Consider the following 19,819-nt stretch of genomic DNA (forward strand, 5'->3'; position numbering starts at 1 on the left):
AAAATAAACACCCGGTGGTCGGTCCAACTCCTTGGAACGCCAAACCCCCAGACCGTCCGGACCCTCGGAATGGTTGGGGAAACCGGGCCGGGGGGGGGGGGGGCCCCCCCCCCCCCCCCGCACCGCCCGCACCGGGCCCTGCCGCATCACCCGCACCCGGCCCTGCCGTAACTACCGCACCCGGCCCTGCCGTACCACCCGAACCCTGCACCGAGCCCACGTCCGCCCACCCACGGAGGTGCACCACCGTGTCCGCAAGTACCGTGCCCAGAACCACCGCCGCGACCACCACCCGCCGACGGCGTCCGCGCCGGGCCCTGGCCACCGTCCTGACGGCGGCCGGCGTGGCCGCCGCGCTCTGCGCCGCACTGCTCGGCTCCACCGCCACGGCCGCCGTCCCGCCCGCCCCGGCCGGCTGGACCACCGTCTGGAGCGACGACTTCGGCGGCGCCGCCAACACCCTTCCCACCGGCGCCGACTGGATCGTCGACACCGGGACGAGCTACCCCGGCGGCGCCGCCAACTGGGGCACCGGCGAAGTCCAGACCTACACCGCCGACACCGCCAACCTCCGCCAGGACGGTGCCGGGAACCTGCGCATCACCCCCATCCGGGACGCCAACGGCAACTGGACCTCCGGCCGGATCGAGACCCGGCGCAGCGACTTCGAACCACCGGCCGGTGGCAAGCTGCGGATCGAGTCCCGGATCCAGATGCCGAACGTGACCGGCCCGGCCGCCGCGGGCTACTGGCCGGCCTTCTGGACGCTGGGCGCGCCGTACCGCGGCAACTACTGGAACTGGCCGACCATCGGCGAGTTCGACCTGATGGAGAACGTCAACGGCGTCAACCAGGTCTGGGGCACCCTGCACTGCGGCGGGAACCCCGGCGGCCCGTGCAACGAGACCACCGGCCTCGGCGCCGTGCACGCCTGCCCGGGCTCCGCCTGCCAGGGCAACTTCCACACCTACGCGCTGGAGTGGGACCGCAGTGTCGGCCCGCAGCAGCTGCGCTGGTACGTGGACGGTGTGCAGTACCACTCCGTCACCTCGGCGCAGATGGACGCCGCCAGCTGGAACGCGGCCACCGCGCACGGGCACTTCATCCTGCTGAACGTCGCGATGGGCGGCGCGTTCCCGGACCCGGTGGCCGGGTACAAGACGCCGACGGCGGGCACCGCGTCCGGTGTGCCGATGCTGGTCGACTACGTCGCGGTCTACAGCTCCGGGGGAGGGGGCACGACGCCGCCCACCTCGCCGCCGCCGACCACGCAGCCCCCGACGACGCCGCCCACCACCCCGCCCGGCGGCACCGGCAGCGCGTACGGCACCATCCAGGCCGAGGCCTACAGCGGCCAGTCGGGAACGGCGCTGGAGACCACCACCGACACCGGCGGCGGCCGGAACCTCGCTGCCCTGGCCAACGGCGACTGGGCGCTCTACCGGGGTGTCGACTTCGGCACCACCGCGGCCCGGCAGTTCAAGGCGAGGGTGGCCTCGGGGGCGGCCGGCGGCGTCAGTGGGCTGGTGGAGGTCCGGCTGGACAGCCCGGCCAGTGCCCCGGTCGGCTCGTTCGCCGTCGCCAACACCGGCGGCTGGCAGAGCTGGACCACCGTGCCGGCCAACATCAGCGCGGTCACCGGCAAGCACGACGTCTACCTGACCTTCACCAGCGGCCAGCCGGCCGACTTCGTCAACGTCAACTGGTTCACGTTCAGCACCACCTGACGCGGGGCGCCGGGCGGCGGCAGGCGGTCACCGTCTGCCGCCGTCGCGGCGTGCGCGTGTGCGTGCGTGGGCGTGGCGGCGGTCGGTGTGGCAGCGCTCGTGGGAGCGCTCTCAACCCTGCGTCCGCGACCCGCTAGGCTCTGGGACGAAGCGTCCGCGTGCGAGAGGAGCCCACGGTGCCGGAGCAGACGCCGCGTCCCACGGCCGAGGCCGACGTGGCCGCGCCGCGTCCGACGCTGGAGTCGGTCGCCGAGCGGGCCGGGGTCTCCCGGGCCACGGCGTCGCGGGTGGTGAACGGCGGAGCGGGGGTCCGCGAGGCGCTGCGGGAGAAGGTCCAGCGGGCGGTCGAGGAGCTCGGCTACCTCCCCAACCTGGCCGCCCGCACGCTGGTGACCCGGCGCAACCACGCGGTGGCCGTGGTGGTCGCCGAGCCGGGCAGTCGCCTCTTCTCCGACCCGTTCTTCGCCCAGCACCTGCGCGGCATCGGCCGTGAACTCTCCGCGGCCGACAACCAGATGGTGCTGATGATGGTCGAGGACCAGCACGACTACGAGCGGGTGGGCCGCTACCTGGCCGGCGGCCACGTGGACGGCGCGCTGCTGTTCTCACTGCACCAGCCCGACCCGCTGCCCGAGATGGCGCGCAAGGTCGGCCTGCCCTTCGTGGTGGGCGGCCGCCCGGGCTGGCCGGGTGCCGAGTCCGACCGCGAGCTGGTGTACGTGGACAGCGACAACCGCGGCGGCGCCCGGCTGGCCGTCGGCCACCTGCGCTCGCTCGGGCGCAGCGCCATCGCCACCATCACCGGCCCGCTCGACCAGACCTCCGCCCTGGACCGCCTGGACGGCTACCGCGACGTACTGCCCGACGGGGACCCGGCGCTGGTCGCCGAGGCGGACTTCACCCCCGACGGCGGCGGCCGCGCGATGGCCGAACTGCTGGCCCGCCGGCCCGACCTGGACGCGGTGTTCGCCGCCTCCGACGCGATGGCCTCGGGCGCGCTGCGGGTACTGCGCGACGCGGGGCGCCGGGTGCCGGAGGACGTCGCCGTGGTCGGCTTCGACGATGTCGAGTCCATCGCTGCCTGGACCGCGCCCCCGCTCACCACGGTGCGCCAGGACATCGAGGAGATGGGCCGGCTGATGGCCCGCCTGCTGCTGCGCCGCCTCGCCGAGACCAGCTCGGCCACCGGCTCGGCCACCGGCACGGCCGCGGGGCCGGCGACGGCCCCGCGGCCGGGTGGTCCGACCTCGGTGATCACCCCGACGCGGCTGGTCCGGCGCGCCTCGGCCTGAGCGGCTCCTTCCGGGTGCCGCCTTCCGAACGGCGCCTTCCGAGTATCGCCTCCCGAACAGCATCTTCCGAGCGCCGCCTTCACTTCCTGAATGCCCGTTGGCGGTAACTCCGAGATTACGTTCGGGTTTCGACCCCTTGACCGGTGCGCCCCCGCGCGGCACGCTCCTCTCAGCGCTTGAGAGCGCTCTCAGAGAGCGCTCTCACGCACCGCATGCACCGCACGCGTTGCCCGCACCTCCTCGGCCGCTGCCCTCGCCCGGCCCGCCCCCCGCCACTAAGCCCACCCGCCCCGCCAGGGAGACCTCATGCGCCGCTCAGCCGCCCTCGGCAGCACCGCCCTCGCCGCCATCCTCCTGCTCACGTCGTGCAACAGCTCCGCCGGCTCGTCCGACGCCGCCTCCGACGGCAAGGTGACCATCACCGTCGACCTCTTCGGCACCTTCGGCTTCAAGGAGAGCGGCCTCTACGAGGAGTACACGAAGCTGCACCCCAACATCACCGTCAAGCAGACCGACACCCAGGACGAGGGCCAGTACTGGCAGGCCCTGCAGACCAAGCTGGCGGGCGGCGGTGGCCTCGCCGACATCCAGGGCCTGGAGGTCGGCCGGGTGGCAAGCGTGCTGCAGAAGCAGGCCGACAAGTTCACCGACCTGAAGACCCTCGGCCTCGGCGCGGTCAACGACGAGCTGGTGCCGTGGAAGGGCGCCGCCGTGAAGACCGCCGACGGCCGGGTGCTCGGCGCCGGCACCGACATCGGGCCGGAGGCGATCTGCTACCGCACCGACCTGTTCAAGGCCGCCGGACTGCCCACCGACCGCACCGAACTGGCCGCCCGCTGGTCGACCTGGCAGGGCTACCTCGACCTCGGCAAGGAGTACGTCGCCAAGGCCGTGCCCGGCAACGTCTGGACCGACAGCGCGGCGGGCATGTTCACCGCCGAGGTCGGCCAGCAGAAGGTCCGCTACGCCGACGAGAGCGGCAAGCCGGTCTTCGAGACCAGCCAGGCCGTCAAGACCGCCTGGACCGACGCCGGCCGGCTGGTCGCGGACGGCCTCTCGGCCAAGCTGCCGCAGTGGACCCCGGAGTGGAACAAGGCCTTCAGCACCGGCAAGTTCGCCACCCTCAGCTGCCCCGCCTGGATGCTCGGCTACATCAAGGGCCAGGCGGGGGAGGCCGGTTCGGGCACCTGGGACGTCGCCCCCGGGCCCGGCCGGACCGGGAACTGGGGCGGCTCCTACCTGACCGTGCCCAGGACGGCCAAGCACCCGAAGGAGGCCGCCGAGCTGATCAAGTGGCTGACCGCCAAGGAGCAGCAGACCACCCTGTTCACCAAGCAGGGCTCCTTCCCGTCCTCCACCGGCGCACAGGCCGCGATCCAGGGCGTCGCCGACCCGTACTTCGGCAACGCGCCGATCGGCCGGATCTTCAGCGAGTCGGCGGCCAACATGCCCGCCCAGGTGCTCGGTGTGGACGACGGCGTGATCGGCAAGGCCTTCACCGACGCCCTCGGCGAGGTCGAGCGGACCGGCACCGCGCCCGACACCGCCTGGAAGCACGCCATGGACAACATCCGCAAGGCCAACGGCAGCTGACGGATCCTCACGAAAGCTGCCACGATGGCCACGCTCTCCTCCGCCCGCCTGCCCGCCGCCGGCCCGGCAAAGGCCCGCACCCGCCGGGGCGGCCGGCTCGCGCCCTACGGGTTCCTCGCCCCGTTCTTCGTCCTCTTCGCGGCCTTCGGGCTCTTCCCCCTCCTCTACACGGCCTATGTCTCGCTCCACCGGGTCGAGTTGCAGAGCGCCGACCGGATGGACTGGCTGGGCCTGCAGAACTACAGCCGTCTGCTGGCCGACCCGTTCTTCTGGAACGCGCTGCGCAACACCTTCACCATCGGCGTGCTCTCCACCGTCCCGCAGCTGCTGATGGCCCTCGGCCTGGCGCACCTGCTCAACTACCGGCTGCGCGGCCGCACCTTCTTCCGGGTCGCGATGCTGCTGCCGTACGCGACCTCGGTGGCCGCCGCCACGCTGGTCTTCGCCCAGCTCTTCGGGCGCGACTACGGCCTGATCAACTGGGTGCTCGGACAGCTGGGGCTCTCCCCGGTGGACTGGCAGGCCGACACCTGGGCCTCGCAGTTCGGCGTCTCGGCCATCGTCACCTGGCGGTGGACCGGCTACAACGCGCTGATCTACCTGGCCGGCATGCAGGCCATCCCCGGCGAGCTGTACGAGTCGGCGGCGGTGGACGGTGCCTCCCGGTGGCAGCAGTTCCGGCACGTCACCGTCCCCGGCCTGCGCCCGACGATCGTCTTCACCGTCGTGGTCTCCACGATCGGCGCCACCCAGCTGTTCGGCGAACCGCTGCTCTACGAGGGCAACGCGGGCGGCGGGATCTCCCACCAGTACCAGACCCTCGGCCTCTACCTGTACGAGCAGGGCTGGAGCTTCTTCCACCTGGGCCGCGCGGCGGCCGTCGCCTGGGTGATGTTCCTGCTGATCGTCGTCCTGGCCCTGTCGAACGCGGCGATCGCCGCCCGGCGCAACCGTACGGACCGGTGACCTCGTGACCCTCGTGCGACCTACCCCCCGGCTACGACCCGCCTCCCGGCTGCGGCCGGCCCGCCGCCTCCGGAAGGCCCCCCGTCTCCGGAAGGCCCCCCGCTCGCCGCTGCACGGCGGCCCGCTCGCCTACGCGGTGCTGATCGCCGCCACCGTGGTGTTCGCCTTCCCGTTCTACTGGACGCTGGTGGCCGCCAGCCGCTCCAACGCCGAACTCAGCTCGGCCACACCGGCCCTGACCCCCGGGCCGAACCTGCTGCACAACATCGGCGAGGCCCTGCAGCAGGCCGCGATCGGCGAGGCGCTGCTGAACTCGCTGATCGTCTCGGCCACCGTCACGGCCGGGGTGGTGCTCTCCTCCACACTGGCCGGCTTCGCCTTCGCCAAACTGCGGTTCCGCGGCCGCTGGCTGCTGCTGGCCGTCACCGTCGCGACCATGATGATCCCGCCGCAGCTCGGCGTGATCCCGCTGTTCATGCTGATCGTCCGCCTCGACCTGCAGAACACCCTGCCCTCGGTGATCCTGCCCTCGCTGGTCTCCGCCTTCGGGGTGTTCTTCATGCGGCAGTACCTGATCCAGGCGCTGCCGGACGAACTGGTCGAGGCCGGGCGCGTCGACGGCGCCTCGCTGCTGCGGATCTTCCGCTCGATCGTGCTGCCGGTGGCCCGCCCGGGCATGGCGGTGCTGGGCATGCTGACCTTCATGGCCACCTGGAACGACTTCTTCTGGCCGATCGTCGCCCTCAGCTCCCAGAACCCCACCGTGCAGGTCGCGTTGAAGTCGCTCGGCCAGGGGTACGTGCCCGACCAGTCGATCGTCCTGGCCGGCACCCTGATCGGCACGCTCCCCGTCCTGCTCGTCTTCGGCCTGCTCGGTCGCCAGATCGTCGGCGGCATCATGCAGGGCGCCGTCAAGGGCTGACCCCCGGACCCACAACCCGGAACCCGCGACCCCGGACCGACGACCCCGGACCCACAACCCCGGGACCAACAACCCCGAACCGACCCCGGAAGGCGACATGACCGACCACGCCCCGCCCCTCACGTTCCCCTCCGACTTCGTCTGGGGCGCGGCCACCGCCGCCTACCAGATCGAGGGCGCGGCCGGTGAGGACGGCCGCACCCCGTCCATCTGGGACACCTTCAGCCGGACGCCGGGACGAGTCCGCAACGGCGACACCGGCGACGTCGCGACCGACCACTACCACCGCTACCGCGAGGACACCGCGCTGATGGCCGAACTCGGCCTTCCCGCCTACCGGTTCTCGCTCGCCTGGCCGCGCGTCCAGCCCGGCGGCAGCGGGCCGGCCAACAAGGCCGGCCTGGACTTCTACGACCGGCTGGTGGACGAGCTGCTCGCCCACGGCATCGCCCCCGTGGCCACGCTCTACCACTGGGACCTGCCACAGGAGTTGGAGACTCCGGCCGAGGGCGGCTCCGCCGCGGGCGGCGGCTGGACGAACCGCGCCACCGCCCACCGCTTCGCCGAGTACGCCGCACTGGCCGCCGCCCGCCTGGGCGACCGGATCGCCACCTGGACGACGCTCAACGAGCCCTGGTGCAGCGCCTTCCTCGGCTACGGCAGCGGCGTCCACGCCCCCGGCCGCACCGACCCGGCCGCCGTCCTCACCGCCCACCACCACCTGTTGCTCGCCCACGGCCTCGCCGTCGGCGCGCTGCGCGCCGAACTCCCCGCCACCGCACAGGTTTCGCTCACCCTCAACCTGGCCGCCGTCCGCCCGCTCACCGAGAGCCCGGCCGACCGGGAGGCGGCCCGGCGGATCGACGGCCTGGCCAACCGGATCTTCCTCGACCCGGTCTTCCACGGCCGCTACCCGGCCGATGTGCTCACCGACACCGCGCAGGTCACCGACTGGTCCTTCGTCCGGGACGGCGACCTCGCCGAGATCTCCCGCCCGATCGACGCGCTCGGCATCAACTACTACACCCCGACCGTGGTCGCCGCCGACGACCCGGCCGATCCGGCCCCCCGCCGGGACGGCCATGGCGGTGAGCGGTCCCCGTGGCCCGCCGACCAGGGCATCCGATTCCTGCCCGCCGATGGCGAACGCACCGCGATGGGCTGGCCGGTGGACGCCGAAGGCCTGTACGAACTGCTCATCCGGCTCCGCGACGAGCTGCCCGGCCTGCCCCTGCTGGTCACCGAGAACGGCGCCGCCTACGACGACTACAGCGACCCCACCGGCGCCGTCCACGACCCCGAGCGGATCGCCTACCTGCACGCCCACCTCGCCGCCGTCCACCGCGCGATCGCCGCCGGCGCGCCCGTGCGGGGGTACTTCCTCTGGTCCCTCCTCGACAACTTCGAGTGGGCGTACGGCTACGGCAAGCGGTTCGGTGTCGTCCACGTCGACTTCGCCTCCCAGCGCCGCACCCCCAAGGACAGCGCCCGCTGGTACGCCGAGGTCATCCGCACGGGCAGGCTCCGGCCTCCGGTCTGAGCGGCCGGCCGCGGCCCGGCCGGGAGGAGAGCCGAAAAGCCACTGGCGCGACGGCGGCGACTTGGCCAGGCTGCGGCCCATGGACTGGATGCCCCTGCTCTCCACACTCGCCGGTGCCGGTATCGGCATCACCGCCACCCTGATCGCCGACCGCAACCGCTGGCGGCGCGAGCAGACCCGGCACGCGCTGGACGTCCGGCGCGAGGTGTACACGGAGTTCGTCTCCGCGCTCAAGGCGGCGGGCGAGGAGATCCGGGCGGTCGCGCTGGGCGACCACCGCTCCGACGCGGCGCGCGACGCGGCCGTGCGGGAGGCGTTCCGGAGCACCGGCCTGTACACGGCGAGCGAGCGCCTCTGGCTGGTCGGGCCGCCGCCGGTGGTCACGGCCGGCAACGAGGCCTTCCTCAGCCTGCGCCGGATCCGCGACGCCTACGCCCGCGGGGTGGCCGTCGGCTCCGTCGAGGACGCGCCCCTGATCGCCCAGCGCCGCACGGCCATGGCCCGGATGCGCGGCCTGATGCGCGAGGACCTCGGCATCGGGCCGCTGGGCTTCGAGTGACCGCGCCCCACCCGTGGCCGTGACGGCCGCGCGCGGCCCGGACGCGGGGCGCGGGGGCGGCCGTCCCCTCGGACCCACCCCCGCGCCCCGCCCCCGTGTGCCTGCTGCCGTTCCTCTGGTCGCCGTCCGGTCAGGCCAGTGGGCTCCCCACGTTGCGCAGCATGCGCTGCAGCACCCGCAGAGCCGTCGCATAGTCAGCGTCGTCGATGCCCTCGTGGATCCGGGCGCGGATGGCGGGCGCCTGCGACTTGAGCCCGGCCCGGGCCGCGTCACCGGCCTCCGTGATCCACAGCCGCCCGTCGTCGCCCACGGAGACCCAGCCCCGCTCCAGCAGCGTCGCGGCCTCCGCATCCAGGTCGTCCTCCGGCCGCAGGTACGACGCGGTGGCGTCGACCAGTTCGGGGACGGTCATGCCGTGTCCGTCCCTGGAGATGTCGTTGCGCGACAGGTGCCGCAGCATCCAGTACTGCGGCTGGGTGAAGCCGAGTTCGGCCTGCTGGCGCCGGATGAACGCGATGATCTCCTCGTAGGCGACGCCGGTCCAGTACGCGACCGGTTCGGCGGCCAGCGCCTGCTGCGTGTACTCCTCGGTTTCCACGGTGGTGTGCTCCTTCTTCGAGGTGGTGATGCGGGTGGGGGCAGGGGCGGACGAGTTGCTCGTCAGAGTGTGGTCCGGCGGGCATGCCAGACCGTCAGGGTGGTCAGCAGGCCGATCCCCGAGCCGGTCCAGAGGGCGGTGGTGAGGGCCGCCGCGTCGACGATGAGGCCGCCGCCCAGCGTGGCCGGCCGTACCGGCTCGGTGGCGTGCATCGCCGTCATGTCGCGCCTGTCGTTCAGCTGTCCGTCCTCCGACCCCGCGAGGCCCGGCGGGCCGCTCGCGGGCCCCATTGATGCTACGTACACGTTGTTCCCTTGGGGGGTCTGCCGGGCGCCCGTCGCACAGCGGCCCGGGGGCGAGGTCCGGCCACCGAAGAGGCGGGGGCGGCTCGTCAATTCGGGTCAGGAGAAAGCGGATTGCACCATCCGAGAACCTCTGCGGACAGCGCTTCCGCGGACTCTCCCACCTTCCACCCTCAGCACTTCGGCGATCAACGTGGACTTCGCGCGCTGATCGATAACTCCGGGGTTATCGCACGCGACGGGCGGCGAGCCATGGAGCTACGTTCGTTCCTACCTGCGGCGACGTCAGATCACCGCCCGCATCGCCCGCCGCGGCATCGAGTCCTCCACGCGCCTTGGCCGGCACCGCTGGGTGATCGAGAGGACCATGGCCTGGCTGGGCGGCTTCCGCCGGCTCCACCGCCGCTACGAACGCAAGGCCGAGCACTTCGCTGCCTTCGCCAGCATCGCCGCAGCCCTCATCTGCTACCGCCAGCTCGCCAAGTGAGATGACTTTTAGGGCTGCTCCCAGTGGATGCGGCGCAGCCCGAGGTCGTCCAGCAGGTACGTCGCGTCGCCCCGGCGGATTGCATCAGTCGCGGCAATTGCTTCCAGTTCGCCCAGGAGGCGATCGCGGTCTCCCGCGGGCAGCTGCCTTAGCCAGTGCACGATGCGGGGGAAGTCCATGTCCAGGTTGGCGTAGTCGAGCGAGACCAGGATCGCGGCACACACGTTCTCGTAGGTCGCTGGCTTCGCGCTCTTGAGAGCTTCCGGCTCTCTCCACTCGCTGGACATGGGACGCACTATACGTCGCCGGGAGGGGCGACCCTGCCGAGTTCATCCGCTCCTACCTGTGCCGGCGGAAGGCCGAGCACTTCGCTGCCTTCGCCAGCATCGCCGCAGCCCTCATCTGCTATCGCCGACTCGCCAAATGAGATGACTTCTCAGCAGGAACGCCGCATCGGCGCTCCCTGTTCGACCGCACCAGTCGCATCGTGACGCTCACCCCCGTCGGACGCATCCTGCGCGTCGAGCTCCAGCAGGCCTACGACCTGATCCACAGCGGGCCGGCCCGCGCCAGCGACGCCGCACTGGGCGTGCGGGGCACGCTCCGGTTGGGGGTCATGAGGGTCGTCGGCAACGAGCTGCGCCCGATCATCAGCGCCTTCGAGACCCGCTACCCCGAGTGCACCGTCGAGGTCGTCGAGTACCACTTCAGTGACCGGTTGAGTCGTCGGGGCGACCGCGGGACGCAGGTGGATCCGAGGGGTGGCGGTGGGAGCGGCTCCGTGCCGAGAGACCGAGAGGCCGGGAAACCGCCCGGCCGACGGCAACCGTTCCGCCGCCGGGTTCGTCCGAAGCGTGGTGGGGTAGGGTCGCCAGGACCACGCCCGATACAGCCAGGGGGAGGGCCGGTTAGGCGCTATGACCAGGGAAATCGTCAAGGCCTCGCGTGTGCGGATAGCCGATCTGACACCGCGGACCGACCTCTACCTCGGGGTGCACCTGACCGCGCCGGGCCTGGTGTTCGACATCAGCTGCTTCGGGCTGGACGCGGAGGAACGGCTCAGCGACGACCGCTACTTCGTCTTCTTCAACCAGCCCGCCAGCCCCGAGGGCTCGATCCGGCTGCTGGGCGCGCAGTCCGGTGACACCGAGGCGTTCCGGGTCGTGCTGCCGGACGTGCCGCCGGCCATCCACCGGCTGAGCCTGACCGCGACCATCGACGGCGACGGCCGGATGGCGCAGGTCGCCTCCGGGTACGTGCGGCTGGTCGCGGACGGTACGGAGGTCGGCCGCTACTCGTTCACCGGCGCCGAGTTCAGCACCGAGCGTGCGGTGATGCTGGCGGACATCTACCGGCGCAACGGGGAGTGGCGGTTCACGGCGGTCGGCCAGGGCTTCGACGGCGGCCTGCGGGCGCTGCTGGAGAACTTCGGCGGCGAGGCGATCGAGGACGACCCGCAGGCGCCCCCGGCATCGCAGATGCCGCCGTCGCCGGCCGTCCCGTCGCCGGCCGTCCCGTCGCCGGCCGTCCCGTCGCCGGCCGTCCCGTCGCTGACCGTCCCGGTACCCGTCCTCCCGCCACCGCCACCGCCGCCCTGGCCGGCCGCGCCGCCGGAGCCCCCCGCGCCGCCCGGTGTCCGGGTGAGCCTGGTCAAGTACGCCGAGGTCCCCGAGCAGACCGGCTGGGTGCAGCAGAACGACCACCTCGTCCGCTACACCCTGACCAAGGGCCAGGACGTCCTCGCCCTGCACGGCAGCATGGTGGCCTACCAGGGCCAGGCCGACTTCGCCCACGAGAGCTCCGGCATGCTGCGCAAGCTGACCGGCAACCTCACCGGCCAGGCCCTGAAACTGATGCGGGTCACCGGTGAGGGCCAGGTGTTCCTGGCCGACGAGGCGAGCCACCTCCACCTGGTGCGGCTGGAGGGCGACGCGATCTGCGTCAGCTCCGACCGGGTGCTGGCCTTCGATGCGCACCTGGAGCACGAGGTCCGCCGGATCGAGGGCGAGGGACTGCCGAACGGGGGTTTCTTCACGCTCCAGTTCAGCGGCCACGGCACGGTGGTGGTGAAGACCAACGGCATCCCGGTGGTACTGCCGGTCACCCCCGCGCCGGAGACGTACGCCGACTTCCACGCGCTGGTCGCCTGGTCGCGCGGGGCGCAGGTGATCACCACGGCGCCGGTCCGGATCCGGCGCTCGGCGTACGCGGGGCACGCCGCGGAGTCGTACAGCCTTCAGTTCAGGGGCGGGCCGGGCAACTTCGTCGTCGTCCAGCCGTTCGAGGTCTGAGCGGGCACAGAGCCCCAGTCAAGGAGGTCGGGAATGGAGCGGCAGCTGCTCCCGGGCACGTATGCGGAGGGCTATACGGCCCTGGAGGGTCACACGGCCTCGGCGGCCACGGCCCGGATGAGCAACCACGGCGGCGCGATGTGCCGGGTGCTGGTGGCCGGCGGGCAGGACGTGCTCGCCAAGTCGGGCGCGATGGTGGCCTACGACGGCTTCCTCCAGTACGAGCCGGTCTCGCAGACGTTGCGCCGGTCACTCGGCGAGTGGGCGTCGGGGGAGCGCACCCCGCTGCTGCGCTGGTTCGGCGACGGCACGCTCTACCTGGCCGACTTCGGCGCGGACGTGCTCAACCTCCAGCTCGACGACGAGTCGCTGTCGGTCAACGGCGCGCACCTGCTGGCCCTGGACGCCTCGCTGGGGTGCACGGTCGAGAAGGTGAAGGGGCCGGCGTTGCTGGCCGGCACCGGACTGTACAACGTGACGGTGAGCGGCAGCGGCTGGGTCTCGGTCACCTCCCGCGGGGTTCCGGTGGTGCTGGACTGCGCCGAGGCCGAGACCTACGTCGACCCGGACGCGCTGGTCGCCTGGACGACGGGGCTGGAGATCAGGACCAGGCGGACCCTCAAGGTCGGCGCGCTGATCGGCCGGGGAAGCGGCGAGGCGCTGCAACTGGGCTTCCGGGGCTCGGGGTTCGTCGTCGTCCAGCCCAGCGAGGACACCTCCGACCGACTCAAGATCCGCGGCTGAGGAGCAACGAGTACCGTGCAGAGCCCCCTTCTCGACCACGCCGCCGTCGCCGGCGACGAGCGCTTCGCCCTGCAGAACCCGCAGCTGCTGCGGGTCGTCCTGGACGGGCGGGCAGAGGTGCTGGCCCGCAGCGGCGCGATGGTCGCGCACACCGGGCGGCTGCAGTTCACCGGCTGGACCCCGCCCGGCCGCGGGCGAAACCGGCAGAACCGGCAGCAGCACCCGAACCAGCACCACCATCACCACCAGCACCACCAGTACCACCAGCCCGGTCAGCAGCAGCCGCACCCGCAGCCCCCCGTGCTGGACCTGATGCGCTGCACCGGGACCGGCACCGTCTACCTCGCCAACCTCGCCCAGCACCTGCACATCCTCCGGCTGCGGCGCGAACGGCTGACCATCACCAGCAGCTACGTCCTCGCCCTGGACACGGGCATCGAGTGGCAGCCGGTCGGCATCGAGGGCGGCGAGCGGATCTCCGGCGTCGGCACCGCCAGCCTGGAGCTGTCCGGCAGCGGCACGCTGGTGGTGATGACCTCCGGCCGGCCGCTGGTGATGCCGGTGCGGGCCGGCGAGTACGTCTACGCCGACGCCGACGCCGTGGTCGGCTGGTCCTCGGCGCTGGAGGTGCAGCTCCAGGCGCAGAGCGCCAACACCGAGGCCTGGCGCCGGCGTGGCACCGCGACCGAGGGATGGGAACTCTCCTTCACCGGCGACGGCTTCGTCATCGTCCAGCCCAGCGAGCTGCTGCCGCCCCAGCGCGTGCCGTTGCGCTGACTCCCACGGGGGCGGCAGCAGCCCACCGCGAACCTCACGGCCGGGAGCGGATGTCGCCCCCCCGGCCCGCCGGGCCGTGCTTCCAGGATCGCACCGGCGTCCTCCGGCCAATTGGTGCCGACCGACGTCTTGGCAGGGCGTGGGCGCCGTCCTTACCGTCGAGTAACGCGATTCGGCGACACCGCTTCCGGCTCGGTCGCCGACGCCTGCTCTCCGCGCACCCTGCTCTCCGCCCACCCTGCTGTCGCTCCTGCTCTCCGATGCGCCCTGCTCTCCTGTGCCACCTGCTCTCCCGTGCCCTGCCTTCCGACCTTGCTTCCGACTCTGCGCACACGCGCGAAGGAGCGGCGATGTCCCCGCAAGCACCCCGGTCCGACTCCGGCCCGTCCCGCCATTCCCGGCCCGCCAGGGCCCTCGGCGCCCTCGCGGCCGCCCTCGTCCTGCCCCTCACGGCGACCGCCCCGGCGGCCGCGACGGCCGGCGCCGCCCCCGAACCCGCGCGCGCCCTGAGCGAGGTGATGTTCGTCGGCAACAACTGGGACGGCACCGCGGACGTCATCCGCTCCACCGGCGACCTGGCCCGGATCGGCCGCGTCAACGTCATCCCGGACAAGGACCAGCGGCTCGCCGAGATCTACCTCAACCCCGTCAAACTCGCCTACTTCCTGGGCATCCGGCTCGGCCCGGGCGAGGGCCACGACCAGTTCGTCGACGACATGTACTCCACCCCGGACGGATCCGCGGTGGTCGTCTCCCGCCCGAGCTTCGCCGACGTGGTGTCCATAGACCTCGCCACCGGGCGGATCAACTGGCGCTTCCCCGTGTCGGGTTACCGCTCCGACCACATGGCGCTCTCCCCGGACGGCACCCGCGTGGCGGTCTCCGCCTCCACGTCCAACACGGTCCACGTGCTCGACGTCCGCTCCGGCGCGCAGCTCGGCTCCTTCAAGACCGGCGACAAGCCCCACGAGAACCTCTTCACCGACGGCGGGCGGCAGATCTGGAACATGTCGATCGGCGAGGTCAACACCGCCCTCGACGCGCCGTGGCTGGACTGGACGAAGGGCGACCGCCGGATCACCGTGGTCGACGCCGGCACGTTCGCGCCGGTCAGGGTCATCGACATGCGGGAGCGGCTGGACGCCGCCGGCCGCTCGGACCTCTCCGACGCGATCCGCCCGGCCGCGTTCACCCCCGACGGATCGACGCTCTACTTCCAGGTGTCCTTCTTCAACGGCCTGGTCGAGTACGACGTCGCCGCCGACCGGATCACCCGGGTCAAGACCCTGCCGAAGAACCCGGCGACCAGCGAGGACCGCACCACCTGGGTCAACGACTCGCGTCACCACGGCCTGTCGATGAGCCCGGCCGGCGACAAGCTGTGCGTCGCGGGCACCATGGACGACTACGCGACCGTCGTCGACCGGGCCACGCTCCAGGAAGGGCCGCTGGTGCCCGCCTCGAAGCCGTACTGGGCCACCGTGAGCGGCGACGGCACGGCCTGTGTGATCTCCGAGAGCGGCGCCGACCAGGTCACCGCGATCGACTTCGCGACGGGGCGGAAGACCGTCTCCGTGCCGGTCGGCGACCACCCGCAGCGCGTACGCCTCGGCCATGTGCCGGCCGACTGGACCGGCCCCTCGGGAGCGTGAGCGGGGCCGGTCCGGGCGTCACCCGTTCAATCCGCGTGATGGACGATCAGGAAGTCGTCGAAGACGTGCCGCCCGGGCCGGCCGGCCACCTCGCCGAGCGCGCGGCGGATGTCGTGCAGCTGGCCGACCGTCATCTGCAGGGGAGGCTCGTCGGGCTGGTACGTGTAGCGGATCGGGTAGTCGACGCCCGGCCGGTCGGTCATCTCGACGTGGCAGCCGAGCACGTGGCTGACCGGGTGGGCGGCCGCGAAGGCGATCAGCCGGTCGATCGTCGCCACGTAGGCGTCCCAGTCGGCGACGTACAGGCGGCCCGGGTAGACGGTGTCGCCGGTCAGCAGGAACCCGGTGAACGGGTCGTAGTAGGTGATCGCGGCCTCGTGGTGGCCCGGGCTCGTCAGGCAGGTGAGCACCCGGCCGCCGAGGTCCAGCCGGGCCGGCACGTCGGGGTCGTCGCCCAGGCCGAGGAACGCCCGGACGGTCCCGAGCCCGGCGTCCACCACCTCGGTGTCCGGGCGGTCGGCGAACTGGGCGTCCCCCGCGATGTGGTCGCCGTGGCCGTGGGTGTGCAGGACGAGCAGCCGGTAACCGGCGCGCGGGTGGCGGGCGAGCCAGTCCGCGACCAGCTCGTCGACGACGCGGCGCAGCGGGAAGTACGCGGGGGACGCGGTGGCCCCGGTGTCGATCAGTACGGCGCGCTCGTTGCCGAACAGCAGGAACAGGAACGGCGCTTCGTAGTTGACCGCCTTGTTCTGCCGCAGGATGACGGTGTGCTCGTCGTGGTGGTGGACCTGGAGCTCGGGGTCGGTGTTGTGCTTCGCCGACTCGGAGCCGTGGATCCAGCGCACGTCGAGCGAGCGCCCCGCGAGGTGCGCGGCCTGCTCGGTGAAGTCGACCGGGCTCGTGAAGTCGACCGGTTGCTGGCCGGGGGTCATGCGGTCTCCCGTGGGCGTCCTCCGCGCCGGCCGAGAGCGGCACCTGCCTCGCCGGCGGCGGCCCGTCTGCGGGCCGCCGTTCGCGAACCTACCAGGGCACCGGGGCGGGCGGGCCGTGCCTCCTTGTGGTGACCAAGCGGCGGCAGGAGGAGAGTGGAAGGCGGCGCGATCGCGGACGGCAGCCAGCAGGGGGAGTGATCGGGAGGTCGGCGATGACCTTTGTACAGATCGTCGAGTGCCGCACGGAGCGGCCGGACGAGCTCAACCGGCTGATGGACACCTGGATCGAGCAGAGCCAGGGCCGGCGCACCGCCACCCATGCGATGGTGGGCGCGGACCGGGCGGATGCCCGGCACATCGTGGAGATCGTGGAGTTCCCGTCCTATGAGGCGGCGATGCGCAACTCCGGGCTGCCCGAGACCGACCGGATCTTCCGCGAGATGGTCGCGCTCTGCCAGGAGCCGCCGACCTTCACCAACCTGGACCTGGTCCGCGACGAGCAGCTCCAGAAGGCGGCGGCCCGCCGGCTGCTGCTCGACCCCGCGCGCGGGGACATGTCCGCGCTGTACGAGCTGCTCGCGACGGACTACCGCGATCACGACCCGTCGATGGACGGTGACACGGTCGGCCCGGCGGCCGTCAAGGACATGATCGAGGGCTACCGCAGGGCCTTCGACTTCACCTTCGACATCCAGAGCCAGATCGCCGAGGGTGACCAGGTGGCCACTCGCTGGATCTGGCGCGGCACCCACATCGGTGAGTACATGGGCCTGAAGGCCAGCAACCGGACCATCGAGGCCGCCGGGATGACGGTGTTCCGTTTCGAGGACGGCAAGGTCAAGGAAGGCTGGTGGAGCTGGGACGCGGTGGCCATGATGCGGCAGATGGGCATGATGCCCGGCTGACCGCGCCCTCGTCGTCGAGACCGGGCCCGACGGCCGCTCGGCGCTTGTTAGACACTTAGCCAAGATGCTAAATGTGGTCCGTGACAGAAGCTCAGGACGAGGCGGGCGTCTTCCGCGCACTCGCCGATCCGACCAGGCGTCAGATCCTGGAGGACCTCAGGGGCGGGGAGCTCGCGGCAGGTGAGATCGCGGGCCGGTTCTCGATCAGCGCGCCGTCCATCTCCCGCCACCTCGGCGTGCTCAAGGGGGCCGGCCTGGTCACCGAGCGCCGGGACGGCAACCGCATCCTCTACTCGCTGGCCGAGGAGCGCCTGGCGACCAGCGTCGGCCGCTTCCTCAGCGCCGTCTGCCCCGAGCAGATCGTGCTGCGCCACACCACATGGCGTCCCGCGGCGCAGAGCGGGGGGAAGGAGCAGGACGAGGGGGAAGCGGGGGCATGAGGCAGCCGGCCCGTCCGGCGTCGTCGAACGGCGGCTGCTCCCGACGGCGCGGCGCACCCGACGGTTCAGTGCCGGGCGGCCCCGGATCAGTGCGGGCGGCGCGGCTCGATCCGGAAGTCGAAGGCCGCGGTGCCCGGGTCGAGGGCGGTGACCCCGCCGTCGACCGTGAGCACCGCGCCGGTCACATAGCCGGCCGCCGGCGACAGCAGCCAGCCGATGGCCGAGGCCACCTCCGCGGGCTCGCCGGGGCGGCCCGCCGGGGTGAGCCGGGTGGCCTCGCGGTAGGCCTCGTCCACGCCTCCGGCCAGCCCTTCCCGGTCCGCGAAGCGGGCCATCGGGCGGTCCGCCATCTCCGTACGCACCCAGCTCGGGCAGACGGTGTTGGCCCGGAGCCCGAGGTGGCCGTAGTCGACGGCGAGCGAGCGGCAGAGCTGGAGCAGCGCGGCCTTCGAGGTGGCGTAGGCGGCGTTGGCGGCCCCGTTGCGCAGGGCGGAGACGGAGGCGACCGCCACGACGGCTCCCCGGGACCGCAGCAGGTGCGGCAGCGCGGCCCGCAGGAGGAGGAACGGGCCGGTGACGTTGGTCCGCATCACCAGCTCCCAGTCTTCGAGGGTGACGTCCCCCACCGAGCCGCCACGGCCGACCCCGGCGTTGAGCACGAGCCCGTCGAGCCGGCCGAAGGTGGAGACGGCCGCCTCGACGAGGGCCTCGACGTCCTCGGGGTCGGTGGTGTCGGAGACGTGGGCGATGGCGCCGGTCTCGCGGGCGATGCGCTCCAGCGGCTCGGAGCGCCGCCCGGAGATCACCACCTGGTGCCCCTCGGCGCGCAGCAGTCGGGCGGTGGCGGCACCGATGCCGGTACCGCCGCCGGTGATGACGACGACGCGCTGGTCGGACATGAGGGGGTGCCTCCCGTGGGGGTCGGTGGTCTGCGGACCATCGGATCCTATGCTCACACGGCGTCAGGTCCGCCCGCCCCCAGGCCACCGGCCTCAGCCGCCGGCCGACGGCTGAGGCGGGCGGCCAGGGGGCCGCTGGCCGGAGCGTGGATGATCCGCGATCAGATGATCGGCTATATTCGCGGCGCGGTTCGTCGGGAAGGGCCGCGTCCTCCGATCTCACCGGGAACCAGCCAGTGTCGCAGCACCTCGACGGCCCGTCCTCCGCCACGCCCGGGCAGCCGCCGGGCGGCGCCGACCCCTTCGCACCTCCGGCGCCCCGGCAGGCTCCCGGTGTGCCCGGCGCCGAGGGTTGGCCGCCGCCGGGGGCGGCCCGCCGTCCGGCCGAGAAGAAGCTGAGCGGGCTCGCCGTCACCTCGCTCGTGGTCGGCGTCGTCGGGTTCGTCCCGCCGCTCTCGCTGGTGTCACTGGGCCTCGCCATCGGGGCCTTCCGCAGGATCGCGCGCCGCGGGCAGCGCGGGTTCGTGGCCGCGGTCGCCGGTCTCGTCCTCGCGTGGACGTGGGTGCTGGCCACCTGTGTGGTGGCGGGCCTGTTGGCATTCCTCGTCCACGACTTCTCGGCCGGCCCGGAGCGTGGCCCCGACGGCCGGCCGAAGTACGCGGGCCGGGCGGGCCCGTGGTATCTCAAGGAGGGCGACTGCGCCGCCAACCGCATCCCGACGCGGGATGACAAGGGAGTGAAGGACTACCAGATCGTCCCGTGCGACCAGGCACACCGGTTCGAGGTGTACGCGGTGGTCCACATCCCCGGCGGGCTGGCCTACCCCGGCGGGGCCGTCGTGGGGCAGGCCGCGAAGCGCCTCTGCGCGGAGCACAGGACGGTCACAGACCTTCCCCAGGGCACCAGGGTTGGCTTCTACTACCCGTCGGCGGCCTCGTGGTGGCTGCCCGGCGACCACGACGCCCTCTGCTACTACAGCTCGGCCCTGGAATGGACGGGCCCGCTCAAGCCGGCCGCCACGAGCGGCGCTTCGACGGCCGTCTGACCGCAGCCCGGCCGCCGGTTCCCCCACCACCCCGAGAAGCGGGGGGGGGGGGGGGGGGGGGGAGGGGGGGGGGGGGGGGGGGGGGGGGGGGGGGGGGGGGGGGGGGGGGGGGGGGGGGGGGGGTGGGGGGTGGGGGGGGGGTGTGCG

Annotated in this window: 20 protein-coding genes; 15 read left to right on the plus strand and 5 right to left on the minus strand. The window is 72.6% G+C overall.

Annotated elements, in window-relative coordinates:
* Positions 1-248: 248 nt before the first annotated feature.
* The 7 genes from ACZ6NC_RS01930 to ACZ6NC_RS01960 all read left to right on the plus strand — a co-directional run bounded on the left by ACZ6NC_RS01930 (position 249) and on the right by ACZ6NC_RS01960 (position 8,599).
* On the plus strand, positions 249-1,727 hold the full coding sequence (locus ACZ6NC_RS01930; RefSeq protein WP_465727921.1) for a glycoside hydrolase family 16 protein: 1,479 nt from the start codon (positions 249-251) through the stop codon (positions 1,725-1,727).
* Positions 1,728-1,903: 176 nt separating this feature from the next.
* Positions 1,904-3,019, plus strand: coding sequence for a LacI family DNA-binding transcriptional regulator (locus ACZ6NC_RS01935; protein WP_465727923.1), 1,116 nt, complete (start codon positions 1,904-1,906; stop codon positions 3,017-3,019).
* Positions 3,020-3,325: 306 nt separating this feature from the next.
* The gene (locus tag ACZ6NC_RS01940; RefSeq protein WP_465727925.1) at positions 3,326-4,612 is read left to right on the plus strand and encodes an ABC transporter substrate-binding protein; all 1,287 of its coding nucleotides are present in this window, start codon (positions 3,326-3,328) and stop codon (positions 4,610-4,612) included.
* Between the two features lie 24 nt (positions 4,613-4,636).
* Entirely contained in the window at positions 4,637-5,578 is a 942-nt protein-coding gene (locus ACZ6NC_RS01945; protein ID WP_465727927.1) for a carbohydrate ABC transporter permease, read from the plus strand.
* A 4-nt stretch (positions 5,579-5,582) separates the two neighbouring features.
* Positions 5,583-6,500: a carbohydrate ABC transporter permease gene (locus ACZ6NC_RS01950; protein WP_465727929.1), complete on the plus strand. Its 918-nt coding sequence runs from the start codon at positions 5,583-5,585 to the stop codon at positions 6,498-6,500.
* 97 nt (positions 6,501-6,597) lie between these two features.
* A complete protein-coding gene (locus ACZ6NC_RS01955; protein ID WP_465727931.1) occupies positions 6,598-8,040 on the plus strand; it encodes a GH1 family beta-glucosidase in 1,443 nt (480 codons plus the stop codon).
* 79 nt (positions 8,041-8,119) lie between these two features.
* Positions 8,120-8,599, plus strand: coding sequence for a hypothetical protein (locus tag ACZ6NC_RS01960; protein WP_465727933.1), 480 nt, complete (start codon positions 8,120-8,122; stop codon positions 8,597-8,599).
* A gap of 130 nt (positions 8,600-8,729) precedes the next feature.
* On the opposite strand, the gene ACZ6NC_RS01965 is transcribed toward ACZ6NC_RS01960, so the two are convergent.
* Both ACZ6NC_RS01965 and ACZ6NC_RS01970 read right to left on the minus strand, forming a co-directional pair.
* Entirely contained in the window at positions 8,730-9,197 is a 468-nt protein-coding gene (locus tag ACZ6NC_RS01965; RefSeq protein ID WP_465727935.1) for a MarR family winged helix-turn-helix transcriptional regulator, read from the minus strand.
* A gap of 62 nt (positions 9,198-9,259) precedes the next feature.
* Positions 9,260-9,502: a hypothetical protein gene (locus tag ACZ6NC_RS01970; protein ID WP_465727937.1), complete on the minus strand. Its 243-nt coding sequence runs from the start codon at positions 9,500-9,502 to the stop codon at positions 9,260-9,262.
* Positions 9,503-9,788: 286 nt separating this feature from the next.
* Between ACZ6NC_RS01970 and ACZ6NC_RS01975 the strand changes: the two genes are divergently transcribed.
* Positions 9,789-9,986, plus strand: coding sequence for a transposase (locus ACZ6NC_RS01975; protein WP_465728307.1), 198 nt, complete (start codon positions 9,789-9,791; stop codon positions 9,984-9,986).
* An 8-nt stretch (positions 9,987-9,994) separates the two neighbouring features.
* Here the strand turns inward: ACZ6NC_RS01975 and ACZ6NC_RS01980 are convergent, their stop codons facing one another.
* Positions 9,995-10,273: a hypothetical protein gene (locus ACZ6NC_RS01980; RefSeq protein ID WP_465727939.1), complete on the minus strand. Its 279-nt coding sequence runs from the start codon at positions 10,271-10,273 to the stop codon at positions 9,995-9,997.
* 630 nt (positions 10,274-10,903) lie between these two features.
* Between ACZ6NC_RS01980 and ACZ6NC_RS01985 the strand changes: the two genes are divergently transcribed.
* From ACZ6NC_RS01985 to ACZ6NC_RS02000, 4 genes are all read left to right on the plus strand, one after another.
* A complete protein-coding gene (locus tag ACZ6NC_RS01985; RefSeq protein ID WP_465727941.1) occupies positions 10,904-12,277 on the plus strand; it encodes a TerD family protein in 1,374 nt (457 codons plus the stop codon).
* A 33-nt stretch (positions 12,278-12,310) separates the two neighbouring features.
* Positions 12,311-13,021 (plus strand): AIM24 family protein, encoded by a 711-nt coding sequence (locus ACZ6NC_RS01990; protein ID WP_465727943.1) that lies wholly within the window; start codon positions 12,311-12,313, stop codon positions 13,019-13,021.
* A gap of 15 nt (positions 13,022-13,036) precedes the next feature.
* A complete protein-coding gene (locus ACZ6NC_RS01995) occupies positions 13,037-13,798 on the plus strand; it encodes an AIM24 family protein (protein WP_465727945.1) in 762 nt (253 codons plus the stop codon).
* Positions 13,799-14,148: 350 nt separating this feature from the next.
* Positions 14,149-15,450 carry a YncE family protein gene (locus ACZ6NC_RS02000; protein ID WP_465727946.1) on the plus strand — a complete coding sequence of 434 codons (1,302 nt, stop codon included), beginning with the start codon at positions 14,149-14,151 and terminating at the stop codon, positions 15,448-15,450.
* 26 nt (positions 15,451-15,476) lie between these two features.
* Here ACZ6NC_RS02000 and ACZ6NC_RS02005 read toward each other — a convergent pair whose 3' ends face one another.
* A complete protein-coding gene (locus ACZ6NC_RS02005) occupies positions 15,477-16,382 on the minus strand; it encodes an MBL fold metallo-hydrolase (RefSeq protein ID WP_465727948.1) in 906 nt (301 codons plus the stop codon).
* A 212-nt stretch (positions 16,383-16,594) separates the two neighbouring features.
* Here ACZ6NC_RS02005 and ACZ6NC_RS02010 point away from each other — a divergent pair, with 212 nt between their 5' ends.
* The gene (locus ACZ6NC_RS02010) at positions 16,595-17,287 is read left to right on the plus strand and encodes an ester cyclase (protein WP_465727949.1); all 693 of its coding nucleotides are present in this window, start codon (positions 16,595-16,597) and stop codon (positions 17,285-17,287) included.
* Between the two features lie 80 nt (positions 17,288-17,367).
* Positions 17,368-17,727 carry a metalloregulator ArsR/SmtB family transcription factor gene (locus ACZ6NC_RS02015; RefSeq protein WP_465727950.1) on the plus strand — a complete coding sequence of 120 codons (360 nt, stop codon included), beginning with the start codon at positions 17,368-17,370 and terminating at the stop codon, positions 17,725-17,727.
* A gap of 86 nt (positions 17,728-17,813) precedes the next feature.
* On the opposite strand, the gene ACZ6NC_RS02020 is transcribed toward ACZ6NC_RS02015, so the two are convergent.
* On the minus strand, positions 17,814-18,626 hold the full coding sequence (locus ACZ6NC_RS02020) for an SDR family NAD(P)-dependent oxidoreductase (protein WP_465727952.1): 813 nt from the start codon (positions 18,624-18,626) through the stop codon (positions 17,814-17,816).
* A 236-nt stretch (positions 18,627-18,862) separates the two neighbouring features.
* Here ACZ6NC_RS02020 and ACZ6NC_RS02025 point away from each other — a divergent pair, with 236 nt between their 5' ends.
* The gene (locus ACZ6NC_RS02025) at positions 18,863-19,672 is read left to right on the plus strand and encodes a DUF4190 domain-containing protein (protein WP_465727954.1); all 810 of its coding nucleotides are present in this window, start codon (positions 18,863-18,865) and stop codon (positions 19,670-19,672) included.
* Positions 19,673-19,819: the final 147 nt, after the last annotated feature.

Source organism: Kitasatospora sp. NPDC041988 (assembly GCF_055588525.1).